Below are 19600 nucleotides of genomic sequence, written 5' to 3'. Positions count from 1 at the left end.
TGATTACTGTCTGATCGATCAGCTTATTACGGGCATGAAAAAGCCGCCCCTAGAGGCGGCTTGTTCACATCACTCAGGCCTGCGGGCGCATGTGCGGGAACAGGATCACATCACGGATCGACGGCGAGTTGGTCAGCAGCATCACCAGGCGGTCGATACCGATGCCTTCACCGGCGGTGGGCGGCATGCCGTACTCCAGCGCACGCACGAAGTCGGCGTCGTAGTGCATGGCCTCGTCGTCACCGGCGTCCTTGTCGGCCACCTGCGCCATGAAGCGCTCGGCCTGGTCTTCGGCATCGTTGAGCTCGGAATAGGCGTTGGCGATTTCGCGCCCGCCGATGAACAGCTCGAAGCGGTCGGTGACGTTCGGGTTCTGGTCGTTGCGGCGCGCCAGCGGCGACACTTCGAACGGGTACTGGGTGATGAAGTGCGGCTGCTCCAGCTTGTGCTCGACCAGCTCTTCGAAAATCATCACCTGCAGCTTGCCCAGGCCTTCGAAGCCCAGCACCTTGGCACCGGCCTTCTTGGCGATCGCGCGGGCCTTGTCGAGGTCGTTGAGGTCGTCGGCGGTCAGCTCGGGGTTGTACTTGAGGATCGAGTCGAATACCGACAGGCGCACGAAGGGTTCGCCGAAGTGGAACACCTTGTCGCCGTACGGCACGTCGGTGCTGCCCAGCACCAGCTGCGCGAGCTCGCGGAACAGCTCTTCGGTGAGGTCCATGTTGTCTTCGTAGTCGGCGTAGGCCTGGTAGAACTCGAGCATGGTGAACTCGGGGTTGTGCCGGGTCGAAACACCTTCGTTACGGAAGTTGCGGTTGATCTCGAAGACTTTCTCGAAACCACCGACCACCAGGCGCTTGAGGTACAGCTCCGGCGCGATGCGCAGGAACATGGCCATGTCCAGCGCGTTGTGGTGGGTTTCGAAGGGCTTGGCCGCCGCGCCGCCCGGGATGGTCTGCAGCATCGGCGTCTCGACTTCGAGGAAGTCGCGCTGGATCAGGAAGTTGCGGATGTGGTTGATCACCTGCGAGCGCACGCGGAAGGTGTCGCGCACCTCTTCGTTGACCATCAGGTCGACATAGCGCTGGCGATAGCGCTGCTCGGTGTCGGTCAGGCCGTGGTGCTTGTCCGGCAGCGGGCGCAGCGACTTGGTCAGCAGGCGTACGCTGGTCATCTCGACGTACAGGTCACCCTTGCCGGAACGCGCCAGGGTACCTTCGGCGGCGATGATGTCGCCCAGGTCCCAGGTCTTGACCGCGGCCAGGGTCTCTTCGGGCAGGGTCTTGCGGTTGACATAGACCTGGATGCGCCCGGTCATGTCCTGGATCACCATGAACGAGCCACGGTTGAGCATGATGCGACCGGCAACCTTGACCGGGATCGCTGCAGCTTCCAGCTCTTCCTTGGTCTTGTCGACATACTGTTTCTGCAGGTCGCTGCAGTAGCTGTCACGGCGGAAGTCGTTGGGGAAGGCCTGACCCTTGGCACGCTCTGCAGCAAGCTTTTCCTTGCGCAGGGCGATCAGGGTGTTTTCTTCCTGTTGCAGGTCTTGCGGGTCGAGTTTGAGGTCGCTCATGTCGTCACATCTTCCATCACGGGTTCATTGCCCCCGCCCGCAGGCGAGGGTCTTGTAGCGGGTCGGGAAACTTACAGCCCCTGCTTGAGGCTGGCTTCCAGGTATTCGTCGATGTCGCCGTCGAGCACCTTGTCGCAGTCGCTGCGTTCAATGTTGGTGCGCAGGTCCTTGATCCGCGAGGCGTCGAGCACGTACGAACGGATCTGGTGACCCCAGCCGATATCCGACTTGCTGTCTTCCAGGGCCTGGGACGCAGCGCTGCGCTTCTGCATCTCCAGCTCGTACAACTTGGCCCGCAGCATTTTCATGGCGGTGTCCTTGTTGGCGTGCTGGGAACGCTCGTTCTGGCAACTGACCACGGTGTTGGTCGGCACGTGGGTGATCCGTACCGCCGAGTCGGTGGTGTTGACGTGCTGACCACCGGCGCCGGAAGAGCGGTAGGTGTCGATGCGCAGGTCCGACGGGTTGATCTCGATTTCCACCTTGTCGTCGATCTCGGGCGAGACGAACACGGCCGAGAACGAGGTGTGGCGGCGGGCGCCGGAGTCGAACGGGCTCTTGCGCACCAGGCGGTGCACGCCGATCTCGGTGCGCAGCCAGCCAAACGCGTACTCGCCCTTGATGTGCACGGTAGCGCCCTTGATGCCGGCCACGTCGCCTTCGGACAGCTCCATGATGGTGGCGTCAAAGCCACGCTTGGAGGCCCAACGCAGGTACATGCGCAGCAGGATGTTGGCCCAGTCCTGGGCCTCGGTACCACCGGAGCCGGCCTGGATGTCCAGGTAGGCGTTGTTCATGTCCATCTCGCCGCTGAACATGCGACGGAACTCCAGCTTGGCCAGGTTCTCGTCGAGGCGTTGCAGTTCGGCGACCACGTCACCTACCGCGCCTTCGTCGTTTTCCTCGACCGCCATGTCGAGCAGGTCGCGGCAGTCGCCCAGGCCGCCGGACAGCTCGTCCAGGGTCTCGACGATCTGCGCCAGCGCTGCGCGCTCGCGGCCCAGTTCCTGGGCGTATTCAGGCTTGTTCCAGACGGCGGGGTCTTCGAGTTCGCGGTTGACTTCGATCAGGCGCTCATGCTTTTGATCGTAGTCAAAGATACCCCCGAATAGATTCAGAACGCTCGGTGAGGTCCTTGATGGTATTGAGGATCGGTTGGATTTCCATGGGCGGGCGGCTCTCGTGCGTATTCTGTGAAAAGCCGGAGAGTATAAACGAGTCTGGGGTTGGGCGGCAGCCCGTCGGGCGGCTTTGGCCAGTGGCGCCCCTTCGCCGGCAAGGCCGGCGAAGGGGGCCGGTCAGGTCAGGCTACGCCGACCTGGTTGCGCCCGCCGTTCTTGGCCTGGTACAGCCCCTTGTCCGCGGCCAAGATCAGTTGCCGGCAAGGGCTGCCGAGCACCGGGGTGTGGGTCGCCAGACCGATACTGATGGTCAGCACACTGCCCTCCTGCGGCATGTTGTGGCCAATCTGCAGGCTCGCCACGGTCTGGCGCAGCTTCTCGGCCACCAGCCGCGCCCCGCCCGGCGAGGTGTTGGGCAACACCAGCGCGAACTCCTCGCCACCGTAACGCGCCGGCAAATCGCTGGGCCGGCTGCACGAGCTGCGAATGGCCTCGGCCACCTGGCGCAGCGCCTCGTCCCCGGCCAGGTGGCCGAACGAGTCGTTGAACGCCTTGAAGTAGTCCACATCGATCATCAGCAACGACAACTGCGACTGGTCGCGCATCGCCCGGCGCCACTCCAGTTCCAGGTATTCGTCGAAGTGTCGACGGTTGGACAAGCCGGTCAGGCCGTCCGAGTTCATCAGGCGCTGCAGCACCAGGTTGGTGTCGAGCAACTGCTGCTGGCTGACCCGCAGCGCCCGATACGCCTCGTCACGCTGTAGCAGGGTCAGGTAGGAACGCGAGTGATACAGGATGCGCGCCACCAACTCGATGGTGTCCGGCAGCTTGACCAGGTAATCGTTGGCCCCGGCGGCGAATGCCGCACTCTTGACCAGCGGATCTTCCTTGGTCGACAGCACGATGATGGGGATATCCTGGGTCTCGGGGTGGCTGCGGTACTCGCGCACCAGGCTCAGGCCATCGAGCCCCGGCATGATCAGGTCCTGCAGGATCACCGTCGGCTTGATGCGCATCGCCTGCGCCACCGCCTGGTGCGGGTCGGCGCAGAAATGAAAGTCGATATTGGACTCACTGGCCAGGCCACGACGTACCGCCTCGCCGATCATTGCCTGATCGTCGACCAACAGCACCATCGCCGAGTTTTCATGGGCGGTCGCAAAACCGTCGAGGGGTAAATCATCCATGCGCGTTCACCTGGTCGCTGGCGGCCAATCGGCTTGGCCCGGTACACATCATCATTTCGAACAAATCTCCTTCAGGCGCGGCGCAATGCGCTCCAGCGCCAGTATCTCGACGGCGGCATCGATTGCCGCGGCTGCCTTGGGCATGCCGTACACCGCGCTGCTGTGCTGATCCTGGGCGAGGGTCAGAAACCCATGCTCACGCATCAGTTTGAGGCCCTGGGCACCATCGCGGCCCATGCCGGTGAGCAGCACGCCCACGGCGTCGCCCCCCCAGAAGCGCGCCACACTCTCGAAAAACACATCGATGGACGGCCGGTAGATCTCGTTGACCGGCTCGGCGGTGTAGGCCAGGGTGCCCTCCTTCAACAAGCGGATATGGTGGTTGGTGCCGGCCAGCAGCACTTGCCCGGCCTGGGGCCGCTCGCCTTCGCGGGCCAGGCGCACGGGGAGCCCGCACGCACCGGCGAGCCACTCGGCCATGCCGGCGGCGAACACCTGATCGACGTGCTGCACCAACACGATGGCGGCGGTAAAGTCACGGGGCAGGCCCTTGAGCAACACCTCCAGCGCCGCCGGGCCACCGGCGGAGGAACCGATCGCCACCAGGCCCTGGCACTGCGCGGCCTGGCGCGGCGGTGCAACCACCGGGCGCACGCGGCTGCTGCTCTGCTGGCCGATCAGCCAGCTGATATTGAGGATCTTGCGCAGCAGCGGCGCGGCCGCCTCGCGCGGGTCGCCAGCACCAAGCGCGGGGGTGTCGACCACATCCAGGGCACCGTGGCCCATGGCCTCGAACACGCGGTGCACGTTCTGCTGGCGATCGACCGTGACAATCACAATCGCGCACGGGGTTTCGGCCATGATCCGGCGCGTGGCCTCGACGCCATCCATCACCGGCATGATCAGGTCCATGAGAATCAGGTCGGGGGTGTGCGCAGCGCAACACTGCACCGCCTCGGCACCGTTGCCGGCGACCCACACCACCTCGTGCGCCGGTTCGAAGGCCAAGGCCCGACGCAGCGCCTCAACGGCCATGGGCATGTCGTTGACGATGGCGATTTTCATCCCTGGGCTCCCCCGATCAGCTCGACCACTGCATCCAGCAAGGCATCATCATGAAAACTGGCCTTGGCCAAATAGTAGTCGGCTCCGGCGTCCAGTCCACGTCGACGGTCTTCTTCCCGGTCCTTGTACGACACCACCATGACCGGTAGAGACTGTAGACGGTTGTCGCGACGCAGCAGGGTGACCAGCTCGATACCGTCCATGCGCGGCATGTCGATATCGGTGATCAGCAGGTCGAAGTCTTCGCTGCGCAAGGCGTTCCAGCCGTCCATGCCGTCGACGGCCACCGCCACCTCGTAGCCGCGATTGCTCAGCAGCTTGCGCTGCAGCTCGCGCACGGTCAACGAGTCGTCCACCACCAGCACGCGCTTGCGCACGGCCTCGCGCGCAGCGCGCTGGCCACGCTCGATACGTTCCAGGCGCCCGGTGCTGAGCAGCTTCTCGACCGAGCGCAGCAGGTCTTCGACGTCCACGATCAAGACCACCGAACCATCGTCGAGCAGCGCCCCGGCAGAGATGTCCTGGACCTTGCCCAGCCTAGCATCGAGCGGCATCACCACCAGTACGCGCTCGCCGATCAGGCGCTCCACCGCCACGCCATACAGGGTATCGCGCTCACGGATGACCACCACCTTGATGCTCGACGCGTCGGCATGGCTGGCCGGGCGATTGAGCAACTGGGTGGCTGCCACCAGGCCGATATGCCGGCCTTCGTGCCAGAAATGCTGACGCCCCTCGATCTGCACAATGGCGTCTGCCGGCAGTTCCAGGGTGCGCTCGATATGCGCGAGCGGAAAGGCGTAGGCCTCGGCGCCCACCTCGACCACCAGGCTGCGCACCACCGACAGGGTCAGCGGTACTTCCAGGTAGAAACCACTGCCCTGCCCGCCGCCCTGGCGCATCTCGATGAAGCCACGCAACTGACGCACGCTGTGCTGCACCGCATCGAGCCCCACACCACGCCCGGACACCTCGGTGACCGTGTCGCGCAGGCTGAAGCCGGGCAGGAACAGGAACGTCAGCAGTTCGTCTTCGCTCATCTGCGCCACGGTTTCGGCCGGCGACAACTGGCGCTCGACGATGCTGCGGCGCACGCGCTCAAGGTCCACACCGGCGCCGTCATCGCTCAGCTCCAGCACCAGCAGACCGGCCTGGTGCGAGGCACGCAGGCGAATCAGGCCCTCGGCCGGCTTGCCCGCCAACAGGCGCTGTTCGGGCAGTTCGATACCATGGTCGACGGCGTTGCGCAGCAGGTGCGTCAACGGCGCCTCGAGCTTTTCCAGCACATCGCGGTCCACCTGAGTCTTGTCGCCCTCGATCTCCAGGCGCACCTGCTTGCCCAGCGAACGACCCAGATCGCGAACCATGCGGCTCTGCCCGGTCAGCACATCGGCAAACGGCCGCATGCGACAGGCCAGCGCGGTGTCGTACAGCAACTGCGCACGCTGGCTGGCCTGCCAACCGAACTCGTCGAGGTCGGCGGCCTGCTGCTGCAGCATCTCGCGGGTTTCAACCAGCAGGCGCTGAGCTTGCGCCAATGCGTCCCGCACCTCGGGGCGCTGGTCGCCGCCATCGAGTTCGGCCTTGAGCGTGTCGAGGGCGCGAATGCTCTGCCCGTGCATGCGTTTGAGGCGCTGCAACGTGGCCAGGTAAGGCTTCAGGCGCTGGGTTTCCACCAGCGACTTGCTGGACAGGTCGAGCAGGCTGTTAAGCCGCTCGGCGGTGACCCGCAGCACCCGCTCACCGCCTTCGGTGCGCTTGCCGCGACGAGCGGGCGCAGCTTCGGCAAGCGGTTCGGCTTCAGGTTCCGTCTCCAGCAGCGGCGCAGCCACGGCGTGGGCCGGTGCGCTCGGGGGCGGCGCAACAGTGCGCGTGACGGCGGTGGCAGGGTCGAGCAAGGCTGCCATCTGCACCAGGAACGCCTGCACGGCGGCCTCGGTCGAAGCGTCCCCCGGCGTCGCGATGCGCATCAGCAGGTCGGTGCCTTGCAGCAGCGCATCGATATGCTCCGCACGCAGGCGCAGCCGCCCTTCCTGGGCCCCCACCAGGCAGTCCTCCATCACGTGGGCAACGCTGACGCCGGCATCGACACCAACGATACGCGCGGCCCCCTTCAGCGAGTGGGCCGCGCGCATGCAGGCCTCAAGCTGGTCGGCCTGGGTCGGGTTGCGTTCCAGCGCCAAGAGCCCGGCACTCAGCACCTGGGTCTGCGCCTCGGCCTCCAGGCTGAACAGCTCGAGCAACGAAGCGTCGCGCATTTGCTCTGGGGTCATGACAGGCTCCGGTTCACGGCAGACACCACTTGTTCTTCATCGAGCACGCGCACGCTGCGCCCACGCCACTGCAGGACGGTTTCGGTAAAGCGCGTGTCGGTCGTCGACTCATTGTTCAACTGTTGCGGATCGAGTGCATGGATGCCATCCACCTCATCCACCGGCAGCACCACCGCGCCACCGCTGGCCGCCAGAATCAGCATGCGCGGCATCACCCGCGCCGAGGCTACCACCGGGCTGCCGGCCTCAAGCCCCAGCAAGTCGGGCAGCGACAGGCACGGCACCAGCGCACCGCGCACGTTGGCCACACCCTGCAGCACCCGTGAGCGCTGATGCGGCAGCGAATGCACCGGCTGCAGTGGCGCCACCTCGACCAGGCAGCGGGTGGCCAGTGCCAGCCACTCCTCGCCCAGACGGAACAGCAGCAGCGAACGCCCGGCGCACACAGGCGCCTGCGCCTGGGCCTGATCGTGCGCATCCTGGGCCAGCGCATAACGATCGAGCAGGCGCGTGGCGGCAGCGGCATACACCTGGCAATTGCGGCAATGGATATGCCCGGCCAGCAGCGGGCAACTTTTGTCGCCGTGCACGCCGATGCGGTTCCAGCAATCGTCGATGGACTCGACCTCGCTGGCCATCACGCCCAACTCTCCCTGGCCGCTCATTGTTCAGGCTCCCGATCACTGCGTTCACGTCGCGCCGCGCGCTCCTGCAGGCGCCGCGCACCGACCACATCGCCCTGGGAGGCCAGCAATGCCGCCAGGTGGGCCAGGGCTTCGGGATGCTGCGGCTGCAGGTACAGGGCCTTGCGGTAATGGTTGAGCGCCTGCGCGCTTTGACCGGCGGTATCGCTCAGCAAACCCAGCCAGTAGAACACCTGCGCATGGGGTTCGAACTGCTGCAGGTAGCGCTCGCAGGCCGCACGGGCTGCTTCGCTGCTGCCGGCATTGGCCAATGTGGCGATCTGCGCCAGCAAGGCTGGCGCCTCCTCGTCGCGCCCCACAGGCTGCGGCCGCTGCGACGAAGCAGGCAGCACACGGCGCGCGGGCTCGGGCAGGGGCCGCACAGGCGGCGCCCTACGCACCGGCGGCGCCACCGGGGGGATGGGTGCCTGTACCGGGGTGTGGCGCACATAGGCGAACGACTGCGCGATCCCCAGCGGGCGCATGCCCAGCCGCGCCAGCAGGCTGCCTTCGGCAGGGCCGATGAACAGCACGCCGTCTTCATGGGTCAGGCTTTTGAGCACTTCGAACACGCGCTGTTGGGTCGGGACATCGAAATAGATCAGCAGGTTGCGGCAGAACACGAAATCGTAGCTGCCCTCGCGGGCGCGCAGCGCCGGGTCCAGCACATTGCCCACCTGCAGGTTGACCTGCTGGCGCACCCGCTCATTCAGGCGCTGGCCATCGTCCACCGCGGTGAAATGACGCGTGCGGAAGTCGTTCTGGGCACCGCGAAACGAATTGCGCCCATACACAGCCTGGTCGGCGCGGGCGATCGAGTTGGGGCTGATGTCGATACCATCGACGCGAAAGGCATGCCCGGCGATGCCGGCGTCCAGCAGCGCCATGGCGATCGAATAGGGCTCTTCGCCAGTCGAACACGGCAGGCTGAGGATGCGCAACGGGCGTGCGCCGCCCAGTTCCGCCAGGCACTTGAGGGCCAGCGTGCTCAACGCAGCGAACGATTCGGGGTAACGGAAAAACCAGGTTTCCGGCACGATTACCGCTTCGATCAGCGCCTGCTGCTCCTGGGTCGACTGCTGCAGATGCAGCCAGTAGTCATCCAGGTCGCGGGCCTGCAAGGCAGCGCTGCGCTGGCGCAGGGCGCGCTCAACCATGGGGGTGCCGACCGACGCCACGTCCAGCCCGATACGCTCCTGCAGGAACCGGAAGAATCGCTGCCCGCTGCTCATGGCTGCTCCCCGGCCGAAGGGAACAGCAACGCGCGCACCTCGTCGGACAGCAGGTGGGGCACGCTGAGCCACTGCATGAGGCCCTGTTCGTCTTCACGAACCGGGCCCAGGTACGGGGCCTGGCGGTTATCGACCCCATAAGGGCGAAAATCGGCGGGGTTGCAGCGCAGCGTGTCGCTGGCCTGTTCAAGGATCAACCCCAGCAACTGCGGCGCGTCCTTGTGGGCCACGCGATAATGCACCAGCACCAGGCGTGTGCTGGTGCGCAGCGGCGCAGGCTTGCCAAAGCTCAAGGCGCCAACATCGATCACCGGCACCAGCGCACCGCGGTGTGCCAGCACGCCCGCCACCCACTCCGGCGTATGGGCAATGGGTTTGAGCGGCAGGCGCGGCAATACCTCGACCACCTCGTGGGTGTCCAGGGCAAAGCGCTCGCCGCCGATGCGAAACACCAGGAACAAGCGCCCCTGGCTGGCCGCCTCCGTGCTGCGGCGTGGCTGAAGGTCGTTCATCGGCGTGTCAGACTTTGAACCGCGACACGCCACCGCGCAGGCCGACGGCGACCTGGCTCAACTCGTCGATGGCAAAGCTGGCCTGGCGCAACGACTCGACCGTCTGGCTGCTGGCATCGCCCAATTGCGCCAGCGCATGGTTTATCTGCTCGGCACCCGTGGCCTGGGCCTGCATGCCTTCGTTGACCATCAGCACGCGCGGCGCCAGCGCCTGCACCTGGTGAATGATCTGGGTCAGTTGCTCACCCACCTGCTGCACCTCGAACATGCCGCGGCGCACTTCTTCGGAGAACTTGTCCATGCCCATCACCCCGGCCGACACCGCCGACTGGATCTCGCGCACCATCTGCTCGATGTCATAGGTGGCCACGGCCGTCTGGTCGGCCAGGCGGCGCACCTCGGTGGCGACCACGGCAAAGCCGCGGCCGTACTCACCGGCCTTTTCGGCCTCGATGGCGGCGTTGAGCGACAGCAGGTTGGTCTGGTCGGCGACCTTGACGATGGTCACCACCACCTGGTTGATGTTGCCGGCCTTTTCGTTGAGGATCGCCAGCTTGTTGTTCACCAGGTCCGCCGCGCCCATCACCTGGTGCATGGTCTCTTCCATGCGTGCCAGGCCCTGCTGGCCGGAGCCTGCCAGTACCGAGGCCTGGTCGGCGGCGCTGGTCACTTCGGTCATGGTACGCACCAGGTCGCGGGAGGTGGCAGCGATCTCCCGCGAGGTGGCGCCGATCTCGGTGGTGGTGGCGGCCGTTTCGGTGGCGGTGGCCTGCTGCTGCTTGGAGGTGGCGGCAATCTCGGTCACCGAGGTGGTGACCTGCACCGACGAGCGCTGGGCCTGGGACACCAGCGTGGTCAGTTCGCCCATCATGTCGTTGAAGCCGGTCTGCACCGCACCAAACTCGTCGTTGCGGTCAAGGTTCAGGCGCACGCTGAGGTCACCGCCACGCAGCTTGTCCAGGGCCCGCACGATCAGGTGCATGGGGGCGGTGATGGCGCGCATCAGCATCAGGCCGCAGATACCTGCCGCCACGATGGCCAGCACCAGCGAGAGCATCATGCTGACCTTGGCGGTGGTCACCGCGCTGACGATGGCGTCGGTGGCCTGCTGGGCGGACTCCCGGTTGACCTCGATCACGTCGTTCAGGTGCTTGCGGCCTTCGGCCCAGGCGGGCGTCATGCTCTGCTCCAGCAGGCGCTGGGCTTCGGTGTAGTGCTTGTTGCGGTAAGCGTCCAGCACAGTGTCGACGATCTTCAGGTAGGCCTCTTCCAGGCGCGCGAACTCATCGAAACTGCGCTGATCCTCGACCGTGTTGACCGTCGACTGGTAACTGGCCATGTGCTGCTTGAGGCGGTCGTTGAAGCCCTTGTACAACTCGGTATCGGCGCTGGTCAGTTCGCGGTGTTCGCTCAAGCCGACCAACTGCTGGGTGGTGACATAGCTGTCGACCCAGGCACTGCGGATCATCGAGCTGTAGTAGACCCCGGGGATGCTGTCCGAACGTACCGTCTCCTCGCTGGCCTCGATCGCCATCAGGCGCGAGTAGGCAGCGACCACCATCAACAGCATGATGGCAATGATCATGGCGAAGCTCGCCAGGATACGTTGGCGCAAGGTCCAGTTCTTCACAGTCAGCCCTCAAGAGTTCTACGCGAGCATAAAAATGCGCAGATTATAGCCCACACACCCTTTGCGCATGCGGCTTAGATCAAGACGGCTGGGGCAAAATGGCCCGATAAATGGCCATTTGCCCGTTTTTTTCGATTCAGGCCTGACGCACCTGCTTCTCAAGTTCCAGCTTGAGCGCCGGGTCGAGCCTGAGCTGCTTGGCCAGTTCATCGAGGTAGGCACGCTCCATGAAGTGCTCCTCGTCCACCAGCATGACGCTGGCGATGTACATTTCGGCAGCCATCTCGGGGGTGCTGGCTGCGCGGGCGACGTCGGCGGGGTCGAGCGGCTTGTGCAGTTCGGCGTGCAGCCATTGCTGCAGCTCGCGATCGTTGTCGAGCTTGACGAATTCACCCTCGATCAGCGCCTTTTCGCGCTCGTCCACATGCCCGTCTGCCTTGGCGGCCGCCACCAGCGCCTTGAGAATCGCCTGGCTGTGCTGCTCGGCCTGCGCGGCGGGCAGGCGGTCGAGGGTTTGCGGCTCGCGCTGCGGCGCGCTGCCCTGCTGGGCCTGCCAGTTGCCATAGGCCTTGTAGGCCAGCACGCCAAGCGCGGCCAGGCCACCGTAGGTCAGTGCCTTGCCGCCCAGGCCGCGGGTTTTCTTGTTGCCCAGCAGCAGGCCCATGGCGCCTGCAGCCAGGGCGCCACCGCCGGCACCGGAGAGCAGGCTGCCCAACCCGCCCGAGCCCCCGCCGCCCAGCAACCCGCCGAGCCCACCGCTGCCGGACTTGCTGCCGGAGCCTTGGCCTGACTGCTTGTGCAGCAGGTCCTGGCCGGATTTGAGCAACTGGTCGAGTAAACCTCGGGTGTTCATCTGAGCATCCTCAAAAAGGAAATGAAGGCCCCAGAGTAAAGCCTGCTCCCCACGTGAGCGTGGCGCATTTGCTTCCGAATGTTGCATTGGCGGGAACGCACTACGCTAGTAGGAGCAACTCAGGCGGTAACCCTTTGTCATTGCCCCCGTCAAAACGCGAATATAAAGAGGGAACATCATGCGTGTGCACACCCCCGCATTGCTCAGTGCCCTGGCCACTGCCCTGCTGACCAGCGCCAGCCTGCAGGCCGCCGAACCGCTCAAGGCCGTGGGCGCCGGCGAAGGGCAACTGGATATCGTCGCCTGGCCGGGCTATATCGAGCGCGGCGAAAGCGACAAGGCCTACGACTGGGTAACCGGGTTCGAGAAGGACACCGGCTGCAAGGTCAGCGTCAAGACCGCCGCCACCTCCGACGAGATGGTCAGCCTGATGGCCAAGGGCGGCTATGACCTGGTGACCGCGTCGGGCGATGCCTCGCTGCGCCTGATTGCCGGCAAGCGTGTACAGCCGATCAACACCGCGCTGATCCCGAACTGGAAACAGCTCGACCCGCGGCTCAAGGACGGGGCGTGGTACGTGGTCGACGGCAACGTGTACGGCACGCCTTATCAGTGGGGCCCGAATGTGCTGCTGTACAACACCAACGTGTTCAAGCAGCCCCCCACCAGCTGGGGCGTGGTGTTCGAGCCGCAGGACCTGCCCGATGGCAAACCGAACAAGGGCCGGGTGCAGGCCTACGACGGGCCGATCTACATGGCCGATGCCGCGCTGTACCTGAAATCGACCCAGCCGGAACTGGGCATCCAGAACCCCTATGAACTCAACGAGACCCAGTACAAGGCGGTGCTCGACCTGCTGCGCCAGCAACGGCCGCTGATTCACCGCTACTGGCATGACGCAACCGTGCAGATGAGCGACGTGAAGAACGAAGGCGTCGTCGCCGCAAGCTCCTGGGGCTACATGGTCAACGGGCTCAAGGCCGACAACCAGCCGGTGGCCTCGACCATTCCCAGGGAAGGCGCCACCGGATGGGCCGACACCACCATGCTGCATGCCGAGGCCAAGCACCCGAACTGCGCCTACAAGTGGATGGACTGGTCGCTGCAGCCCAAGGTCCAGGGTGATGTGGCGGCGTGGTTCGGCTCGTTGCCAGTGGTGCCGGCGGCGTGCTCGGGCAGCGAGCTGCTGGGGGCCGAGGGCTGCAAGACCAATGGTTTCGACCTGTTCGACAAGATCGCGTTCTGGCGCACGCCACAGGCCGAGGGCGGCAAGTTTGTGCCCTATAGCCGCTGGACCCAGGACTATATCGCGATCATGGGCGGCCGTTAGGGCCCCTTCGGAGCACACTGCATGACACTGGCCGTGCAATTCACCGACGTCTCCCGCCTGTTCGGCGATATCAAGGCCGTCGACCAGGTGTCCATCGCCATCGAGGACGGCGAATTCTTCTCCATGCTCGGCCCCTCGGGCTCGGGCAAGACCACCTGCCTGCGCCTGATCGCAGGCTTCGAACAACCCAGCCACGGCTCGATCCGCATCCATGGCGCCGAGGCGGCCGGCCTGGCGCCTTACCAGCGCGACGTCAACACCGTGTTCCAGGACTACGCGCTGTTCCCGCACATGAATGTGCGCGACAACGTCGCCTACGGCCTCAAGGTCAAGGGCGTGGCCAAGGCCGAACGCCATGCCCGCACCGAGGAAGCACTGGCCATGGTCGCCCTGGCCGGCTATGACGAACGCAAGCCGGTGCAACTGTCCGGCGGCCAACGCCAGCGTGTGGCCCTGGCCCGGGCACTGGTCAACCGGCCCCGTGTGCTGCTGCTCGACGAGCCCCTAGGCGCCCTGGACCTCAAGCTGCGCGAGCAGATGCAGGGCGAACTGAAGAAGCTGCAACGCCAACTGGGCATCACCTTCATCTTCGTCACCCACGACCAGAGCGAAGCGCTGTCGATGTCCGATCGTGTGGCAGTGTTCAATCGCGGGCGCATCGAACAGGTCGACACCCCGCGCAACCTCTACATGCGACCGGCCACCGCCTTCGTCGCCGAATTCGTCGGTACCTCCAATGTGCTGCGCGGCGAACTGGCGCTGCAGCTCACGGCCAGTGCGCAGCCGTTCTCGATCCGCCCGGAGCATATCCGCCTGAGCGACAGCGCCCTTGCCGACGCCGGCCTGCAACTGAGCGGCGTCCTGCACGACATCCAGTACCAGGGCAGTACCACCCGCTACGAGCTCAAGCTCGACAATGGCCAGTTGCTTGCCGTGAGCCAGGCCAACAGCCAATGGCAGACCGCCGGCGCGCCGTGGCGCACCGGGCAGCGCCTGCACGCCGGCTGGGCGCGCGAGGCCATGACGGCCCTGCGTGAACCCCTGCCCGGCGAGGGCCGTTGAGATGATGCGGCGCGTCGCCACCGTGCTGTACCGACGGCCCAACCTGTACCTGGCGATGCTGCTGATCGCGCCACTGATCTGGTTCGGCGCAATCTACCTCGGCTCGCTGCTGGCCTTGCTGTGGCAAGGCTTCTACACCTTCGACGACTTCACCATGGCGGTGACGTCAGACCTGACCCTGGCCAACTTCGCCGCACTGTTGCAACCCTCCAACTTCGACATCATCCTGCGCACCCTGGGCATGGCGCTGGCAGTATCGCTCGCCAGCGCGGTGCTGGCCTTTCCCATTGCCTACTACATGGCGTGCTACACCCGCGGCAAGACCAAGGCCTTTTTCTATATCGCGGTGATGATGCCGATGTGGGCCAGCTACATCGTCAAGGCCTATGCCTGGACCCTGCTGCTGGCCAAGGGCGGGGTCGCACAGTGGTTCGTCCAGCAGTTGAGCCTGGAGCCGCTGCTGCAATGGATCCTGGGCATTCCCGGGGTTGGCGGCAGCACCCTCTCGACCTCGCACCTGGGGCGCTTTCTGGTGTTCGTGTACATCTGGCTGCCGTTCATGATCCTGCCGATCCAGGCCGCGCTGGAGCGCCTGCCGCCGTCGCTGCTGCAAGCCTCCGCCGACCTTGGCGCCAGGCCTCGCCAGACGTTCATGCAGGTGACCCTGCCGCTGGCGGTACCCGGCATTGCCGCCGGTTCCATCTTCACCTTCTCGCTGACCCTGGGCGATTTCATCGTGCCGCAACTGGTCGGCCCGCCCGGCTACTTCATCGGCAGCATGGTCTACGCCCAGCAAGGCGCGATCGGCAACATGCCGATGGCGGCCGCCTTCACCCTGGTGCCGATCGTGCTGATCGCGGTGTACCTGTCCATCGTCAAACGCCTGGGGGCCTTCGATGCACTCTGAACGCGCCTCGACGGGCCTGCGCCTGGCGGCCTGGGGCGGGCTGGTGTTCCTGCACTTCCCGATCCTGATCATCGTGCTCTATGCCTTCAACACCGAAGACGCCGCGTTCAGCTTTCCGCCGCGCGGGTTCACCCTGAAGTGGTTCAGCGTGGCGTTCTCGCGGCCCGACGTGCTCGATTCGATCAGCCTGTCGCTGCAGATCGCCTGCCTGGCCACGCTGATTGCCCTGGTGCTCGGCACGCTGACCTCGGCAGCGCTGTACCGGCGCAGTTTTTTCGGCAAGCAAAGCCTGTCGCTGATGCTGATACTGCCCATCGCCCTGCCTGGCATCATCACCGGCCTTGCCCTGCTCTCGGCCTTCAAGACCCTGGGCATCGAACCTGGCATCTTCACCATCGTGGTGGGGCACGCCACCTTCTGCGTGGTGATTGTCTACAACAACGTCATCGCCCGCCTGCGGCGGACCTCGCACAACCTGATCGAGGCGTCGATGGACCTGGGCGCCGATGGCTGGCAGACCTTTCGCTACATCGTGCTGCCCAACCTCGGCTCGGCACTGCTGGCCGGCGGCATGCTGGCGTTTGCCCTGTCATTCGACGAGATCATCGTCACCACCTTCACCGCCGGCCACGAACGCACGCTGCCGATCTGGCTGCTCAACCAGCTCAGCCGGCCACGCGACGTACCGGTCACCAACGTGGTCGCCCTGCTGGTGATGCTGGTGACCATGCTGCCGATCCTTGGCGCCTACTACCTGACCCGCGGCGGCGAAGGCGTGGCCGGCAGTGGCGGCAAATAACCCCGACCAGGAGCACTGAACACCATGCAGACCCGATTGCTGATCAATGGCCAACTGGTGACCGGCGAAGGCCCCGCCCTGAGTGTGCTCAACCCGGCGCTGGGCACCGTGCTGGTGGACATCAACGAAGCCAGCGAGGCGCAGGTGGACGCGGCGGTGCGCGCCGCCGACCGTGCCTTCGACGGCTGGTCGCAGACCACCCCCAAAGACCGCGCCGCGCTGCTGCTCAAACTGGCGGACCTGATAGACGCCCATGCCCAGGCGCTGGCAAGGCTGGAATCGGACAATTGCGGCAAGCCCTACCAGGCCGCCCTGAACGACGAACTGCCGGCGATTGCCGACGTGTTCCGCTACTTCGCGGGGGCCAGCCGTTGTCTGGGCGGTTCGGCGGCGGGCGAGTACCTGCCCGGGCACACCTCGATGGTGCGTCGCGACCCACTGGGCGTCGTGGCGTCGATCGCGCCGTGGAACTACCCGCTGATGATGCTGGCGTGGAAGATCGCCCCGGCGCTGGCGGCGGGCAACACCGTGGTGCTCAAGCCGTCCGAGCAAACCCCGCTGACCGCCCTGCACCTGGCGCAGCTGGCCGCCGAGCTGTTTCCGGCCGGGGTGCTCAACATCCTGTTCGGCAACGGCCCGAGCGTGGGCACGCCGCTGGTCACCCACCCCAAGGTGCGCATGGTTTCGCTGACCGGCTCGATCGCCACCGGCAGCCACATCATCGCCGGCACTGCCGACAGCGTGAAACGCCTGCACATGGAACTGGGCGGCAAGGCGCCGGTGATCATCTTCGATGACGCCGATATCGACGCAGCGATCGAGGGCATTCGTACCTTCGGCTTCTACAACGCCGGACAGGACTGCACGGCGGCCTGTCGCCTCTATGCCCAGGGCGGGATCTACGAGGCGTTCGTGAAAAAACTGGGCGAAGCGGTCGGCACACTCAGGCACGGGCTGCAGGACGATGCGGACACCGAGCTTGGCCCCCTGATCAGCGCCGCACACCGCGACCGCGTGGCCGGCCTGGTGGAGCGTGCGATCGCCCAGCCGCATATCCGCCTGATCACCGGTGGCAAGGCGGTGGCGGGTGACGGGTTCTTCTTCGAGCCGACCGTACTGGCCGATGCCCAGCAGGACGATGAGATCGTGCGCTGCGAAGTGTTTGGCCCGGTGGTGTCGGTCACCCGTTTCGAAGACGAGGACCAGGCGCTGGCCTGGGCCAATGACTCCGATTACGGGCTGGCTTCGTCGCTATGGACGGCTGACGTTGGCCGCGCTCACCGCGTATCGGCGCGCTTGCAGTACGGCTGCACCTGGGTCAACACGCACTTCATGCTGGTAAGCGAAATGCCCCATGGCGGGCAAAAGCTGTCGGGCTATGGCAAGGACATGTCGATGTACGGGCTGGAGGATTACACCTGCGTGCGGCATGTGATGTTCAAGCATTGAGTAAAACCTGGCATGCCCCGGCCCATCGTCAGGGTGGGCCGAATTAAAGGGACTCATCCCTCAAAAGACGATGGCCTTTCCTACAGCACCGCGATTGATGCCCATCAATTGGTATCATAATCTGATACCATGAATAATCATCAACGCAGCACCTTGAAGTCCATATTCAGCAAACCGCTGCCCAGGAACATGGAGTGGGCCCGCATCGAGTCGATGTTGCTCGCCGCTGGCGCGCGCCTTGTGGAAGGTCGTGGTTCGCGGGTGCGCTTTGAACTGAATGGCGTGGTGACGACGTTTCACCGCCCCCACCCCGACAAAGACGCCAAACCCTATCAGATCCACGATGCACGCTATTTTCTGGAGCAGGCAGGAGTGACCCCATGAATGTCATGACGTACAAGGGCTATGCCGCCCGCATCGAGTACAGCGACGAAGACCAACTGTTGGTCGGCCACGTGGCGGGCATCCGCGATGTCATCGGCTTTCACGGCGAATCGGTGCCCGAACTGCGAGCAGCATTCGAAGAAGCGGTGGAAGATTACCTGGAGACTTGCGCCCGATTGGGGCGCGAGCCGCAAAAAGCATACTCCGGCAAGCTGAGCCTGCGCCTGGAGCCGGCGCTGCATGCCAGTGTTGCGGCCAAGGCGGAGCTCGCCGACAAGAGCATCAATCAGTGGGTGAACGAGGTGTTGAGCCGGGCCGCGCAAGCCTGAGCTTGCGCGGCCCGGCGCGGCGAAGTACCGCGCAGGCGCATCAATCGCGCAGGTCGGACTCATGTATCGGCTGGTCGCGGTGGGTGGCACGCTGATATTGCGCCGGCCAGGTCGCCTTCTGGCCACCCAGGTCATCGTCGGCATGCAGCGGCCAGTACGGGTCACGCAACAGTTCACGGGCCAGCAGGATGATGTCGGCCTGGCCGGTACGCAGGATGTGTTCGGCCTGCGCCGGCTCGGTAATCATGCCCACCGTGCCGGTGGCGATACCCGACTCCTTGCGCACCCGCTCGGCGAAGCGCGTCTGATACCCAGGCCCCGTGGGAATCTCGGCATTCATCGAGGTGCCCCCCGACGACACATCGATCAGGTCGGCGCCAAGGGCCTTGAGCCGCTTGGCAAGCGCCACGGTTTCATCCGGGTTCCAGCCATCCTCGACCCAGTCGGTGGCCGATACGCGCACGAACAGCGGCAACGCTTCAGGCCACACCTCACGTACTGCCTCGGTCACCTGCAAGGTCAGCCGGATGCGGTTCTCGAAACAACTACCGTACTGGTCGCGGCGCTGATTGCTCAACGGCGAGAGAAACTGGTGCAACAGGTAGCCATGTGCCGCATGCACCTCGACCACCTTGAAACCGGCCTCCAGTGCACGCCTTGCCGCATCGACGAAGGCCTGGATGACGTCGTGGATCTGCGCTTCGCTCAATTCGGCAGGGACGCTGTGTTGCGGGTCGAAGGCGATCTTTGACGGGCCGACCGGCACCCAGCCGCCGTCCTCGGGCTTGACGCTGCCGTGCTTGCCCAGCCACGGCCGATGGGTGCTGGCCTTGCGCCCGGCATGCGCCAGCTGAATGCCCGGGACCCCGCCCTGGGCCGTGATGAAACGGGTGATGCGCTGCAACGGCGCAATCTGCGCGTCGTCCCACAGGCCCAGGTCCTGGGCGGTGATCCGCCCCTCGGCAGTGACGGCCGTGGCCTCGGTGAAAATCAGCCCGGCACCGCCGACTGCACGGCTGCCCAGGTGCACCAGGTGCCAGTCGTTGGCCAGGCCGTCGACGCTCGAATACTGGCACATGGGCGAGACCGCGATGCGGTTGGGCAAGATCAGTTGACGCAGGGTGTATGGCTCAAGCAGCAGGCTCATGAGGGCACCTCTCCAGACTCCGAATGGTGGGCCGAACCGAGCGCATTATCTTCCCCGCGGC

At 65.2% G+C, this 19600-nt stretch carries 18 protein-coding genes; 7 read left to right on the top strand and 11 right to left on the bottom strand.

Annotation, left to right across the window (positions count from 1 at the left end; translation table 11 throughout):
- Positions 1–73 precede the first annotated feature (73 nt).
- The 10 genes from lysS to KUO17_RS09170 all read right to left on the bottom strand — a co-directional run bounded on the left by lysS (position 74) and on the right by KUO17_RS09170 (position 12132).
- Positions 74–1576, bottom strand: a complete 1503-nt coding sequence (gene lysS, locus KUO17_RS09215; RefSeq protein WP_217975165.1) for a lysine--tRNA ligase — start codon at positions 1574–1576, stop codon at positions 74–76.
- A 71-nt stretch (positions 1577–1647) separates the two neighbouring features.
- A protein-coding gene (gene prfB / locus KUO17_RS09210; RefSeq protein ID WP_217975163.1) for a peptide chain release factor 2 occupies positions 1648–2743 on the bottom strand; the annotation gives its coding sequence in 2 pieces (ribosomal slippage) (positions 1648–2670 and positions 2672–2743; 1095 coding nt in all).
- Between the two features lie 136 nt (positions 2744–2879).
- Positions 2880–3884, bottom strand: a complete 1005-nt coding sequence (locus tag KUO17_RS09205; RefSeq protein WP_217975161.1) for a response regulator — start codon at positions 3882–3884, stop codon at positions 2880–2882.
- A gap of 51 nt (positions 3885–3935) precedes the next feature.
- Entirely contained in the window at positions 3936–4949 is a 1014-nt protein-coding gene (cheB, locus tag KUO17_RS09200; RefSeq protein ID WP_217975160.1) for a chemotaxis response regulator protein-glutamate methylesterase, read from the bottom strand.
- Complete coding sequence (locus KUO17_RS09195; RefSeq protein WP_217975159.1) at positions 4946–7222, bottom strand: hybrid sensor histidine kinase/response regulator; 2277 nt, start codon at positions 7220–7222, stop codon at positions 4946–4948. The genes cheB and KUO17_RS09195 overlap by 4 nt, the downstream gene beginning before the upstream one ends.
- On the bottom strand, positions 7219–7887 hold the full coding sequence (locus KUO17_RS09190) for a chemotaxis protein CheW (RefSeq protein WP_217975158.1): 669 nt from the start codon (positions 7885–7887) through the stop codon (positions 7219–7221). Before KUO17_RS09190 ends, KUO17_RS09195 begins: the two co-directional genes overlap by 4 nt.
- Complete coding sequence (locus KUO17_RS09185) at positions 7884–9137, bottom strand: CheR family methyltransferase (protein ID WP_217975157.1); 1254 nt, start codon at positions 9135–9137, stop codon at positions 7884–7886. Before KUO17_RS09185 ends, KUO17_RS09190 begins: the two co-directional genes overlap by 4 nt.
- Positions 9134–9649 carry a chemotaxis protein CheW gene (locus KUO17_RS09180; RefSeq protein WP_217975156.1) on the bottom strand — a complete coding sequence of 172 codons (516 nt, stop codon included), beginning with the start codon at positions 9647–9649 and terminating at the stop codon, positions 9134–9136. Before KUO17_RS09180 ends, KUO17_RS09185 begins: the two co-directional genes overlap by 4 nt.
- 7 nt (positions 9650–9656) lie before the next feature.
- Complete coding sequence (locus KUO17_RS09175; RefSeq protein ID WP_217975155.1) at positions 9657–11279, bottom strand: methyl-accepting chemotaxis protein; 1623 nt, start codon at positions 11277–11279, stop codon at positions 9657–9659.
- A 136-nt stretch (positions 11280–11415) separates the two neighbouring features.
- Entirely contained in the window at positions 11416–12132 is a 717-nt protein-coding gene (locus tag KUO17_RS09170; RefSeq protein WP_217975153.1) for a tellurite resistance TerB family protein, read from the bottom strand.
- A 178-nt stretch (positions 12133–12310) separates the two neighbouring features.
- On the opposite strand from KUO17_RS09170, the gene ydcS reads away from it, so the two are divergent.
- From ydcS to KUO17_RS09135, 7 genes are all read left to right on the top strand, one after another.
- A complete protein-coding gene (gene ydcS, locus KUO17_RS09165; protein WP_217975152.1) occupies positions 12311–13462 on the top strand; it encodes a putative ABC transporter substrate-binding protein YdcS in 1152 nt (383 codons plus the stop codon).
- Between the two features lie 21 nt (positions 13463–13483).
- Positions 13484–14524 carry an ABC transporter ATP-binding protein gene (locus tag KUO17_RS09160; RefSeq protein WP_217975151.1) on the top strand — a complete coding sequence of 347 codons (1041 nt, stop codon included), beginning with the start codon at positions 13484–13486 and terminating at the stop codon, positions 14522–14524.
- A gap of 1 nt (position 14525) precedes the next feature.
- A complete protein-coding gene (locus KUO17_RS09155) occupies positions 14526–15431 on the top strand; it encodes an ABC transporter permease (RefSeq protein WP_217975150.1) in 906 nt (301 codons plus the stop codon).
- Positions 15421–16230, top strand: a complete 810-nt coding sequence (locus tag KUO17_RS09150) for an ABC transporter permease (RefSeq protein WP_217975149.1) — start codon at positions 15421–15423, stop codon at positions 16228–16230. The genes KUO17_RS09155 and KUO17_RS09150 overlap by 11 nt, the downstream gene beginning before the upstream one ends.
- Positions 16231–16254: 24 nt before the next feature.
- Positions 16255–17679 carry a gamma-aminobutyraldehyde dehydrogenase gene (locus tag KUO17_RS09145; RefSeq protein ID WP_217975148.1) on the top strand — a complete coding sequence of 475 codons (1425 nt, stop codon included), beginning with the start codon at positions 16255–16257 and terminating at the stop codon, positions 17677–17679.
- 129 nt (positions 17680–17808) lie between these two features.
- Positions 17809–18063, top strand: a complete 255-nt coding sequence (locus KUO17_RS09140) for a type II toxin-antitoxin system HicA family toxin (RefSeq protein ID WP_217975146.1) — start codon at positions 17809–17811, stop codon at positions 18061–18063.
- Positions 18060–18392 (top strand): type II toxin-antitoxin system HicB family antitoxin, encoded by a 333-nt coding sequence (locus KUO17_RS09135; protein WP_217975144.1) that lies wholly within the window; start codon positions 18060–18062, stop codon positions 18390–18392. The genes KUO17_RS09140 and KUO17_RS09135 overlap by 4 nt, the downstream gene beginning before the upstream one ends.
- 40 nt (positions 18393–18432) lie before the next feature.
- Here KUO17_RS09135 and KUO17_RS09130 read toward each other — a convergent pair whose 3' ends face one another.
- Positions 18433–19539 carry an NADH:flavin oxidoreductase/NADH oxidase gene (locus tag KUO17_RS09130; protein ID WP_217975142.1) on the bottom strand — a complete coding sequence of 369 codons (1107 nt, stop codon included), beginning with the start codon at positions 19537–19539 and terminating at the stop codon, positions 18433–18435.
- Between the last annotated feature and the right edge of the window lie 61 nt (positions 19540–19600).

The organism is Pseudomonas aegrilactucae, from assembly GCF_019168305.1.
Lineage (GTDB): Bacteria > Pseudomonadota > Gammaproteobacteria > Pseudomonadales > Pseudomonadaceae > Aquipseudomonas > Aquipseudomonas aegrilactucae.
This window is presented reverse-complemented; position numbering and strand designations above follow the sequence as displayed.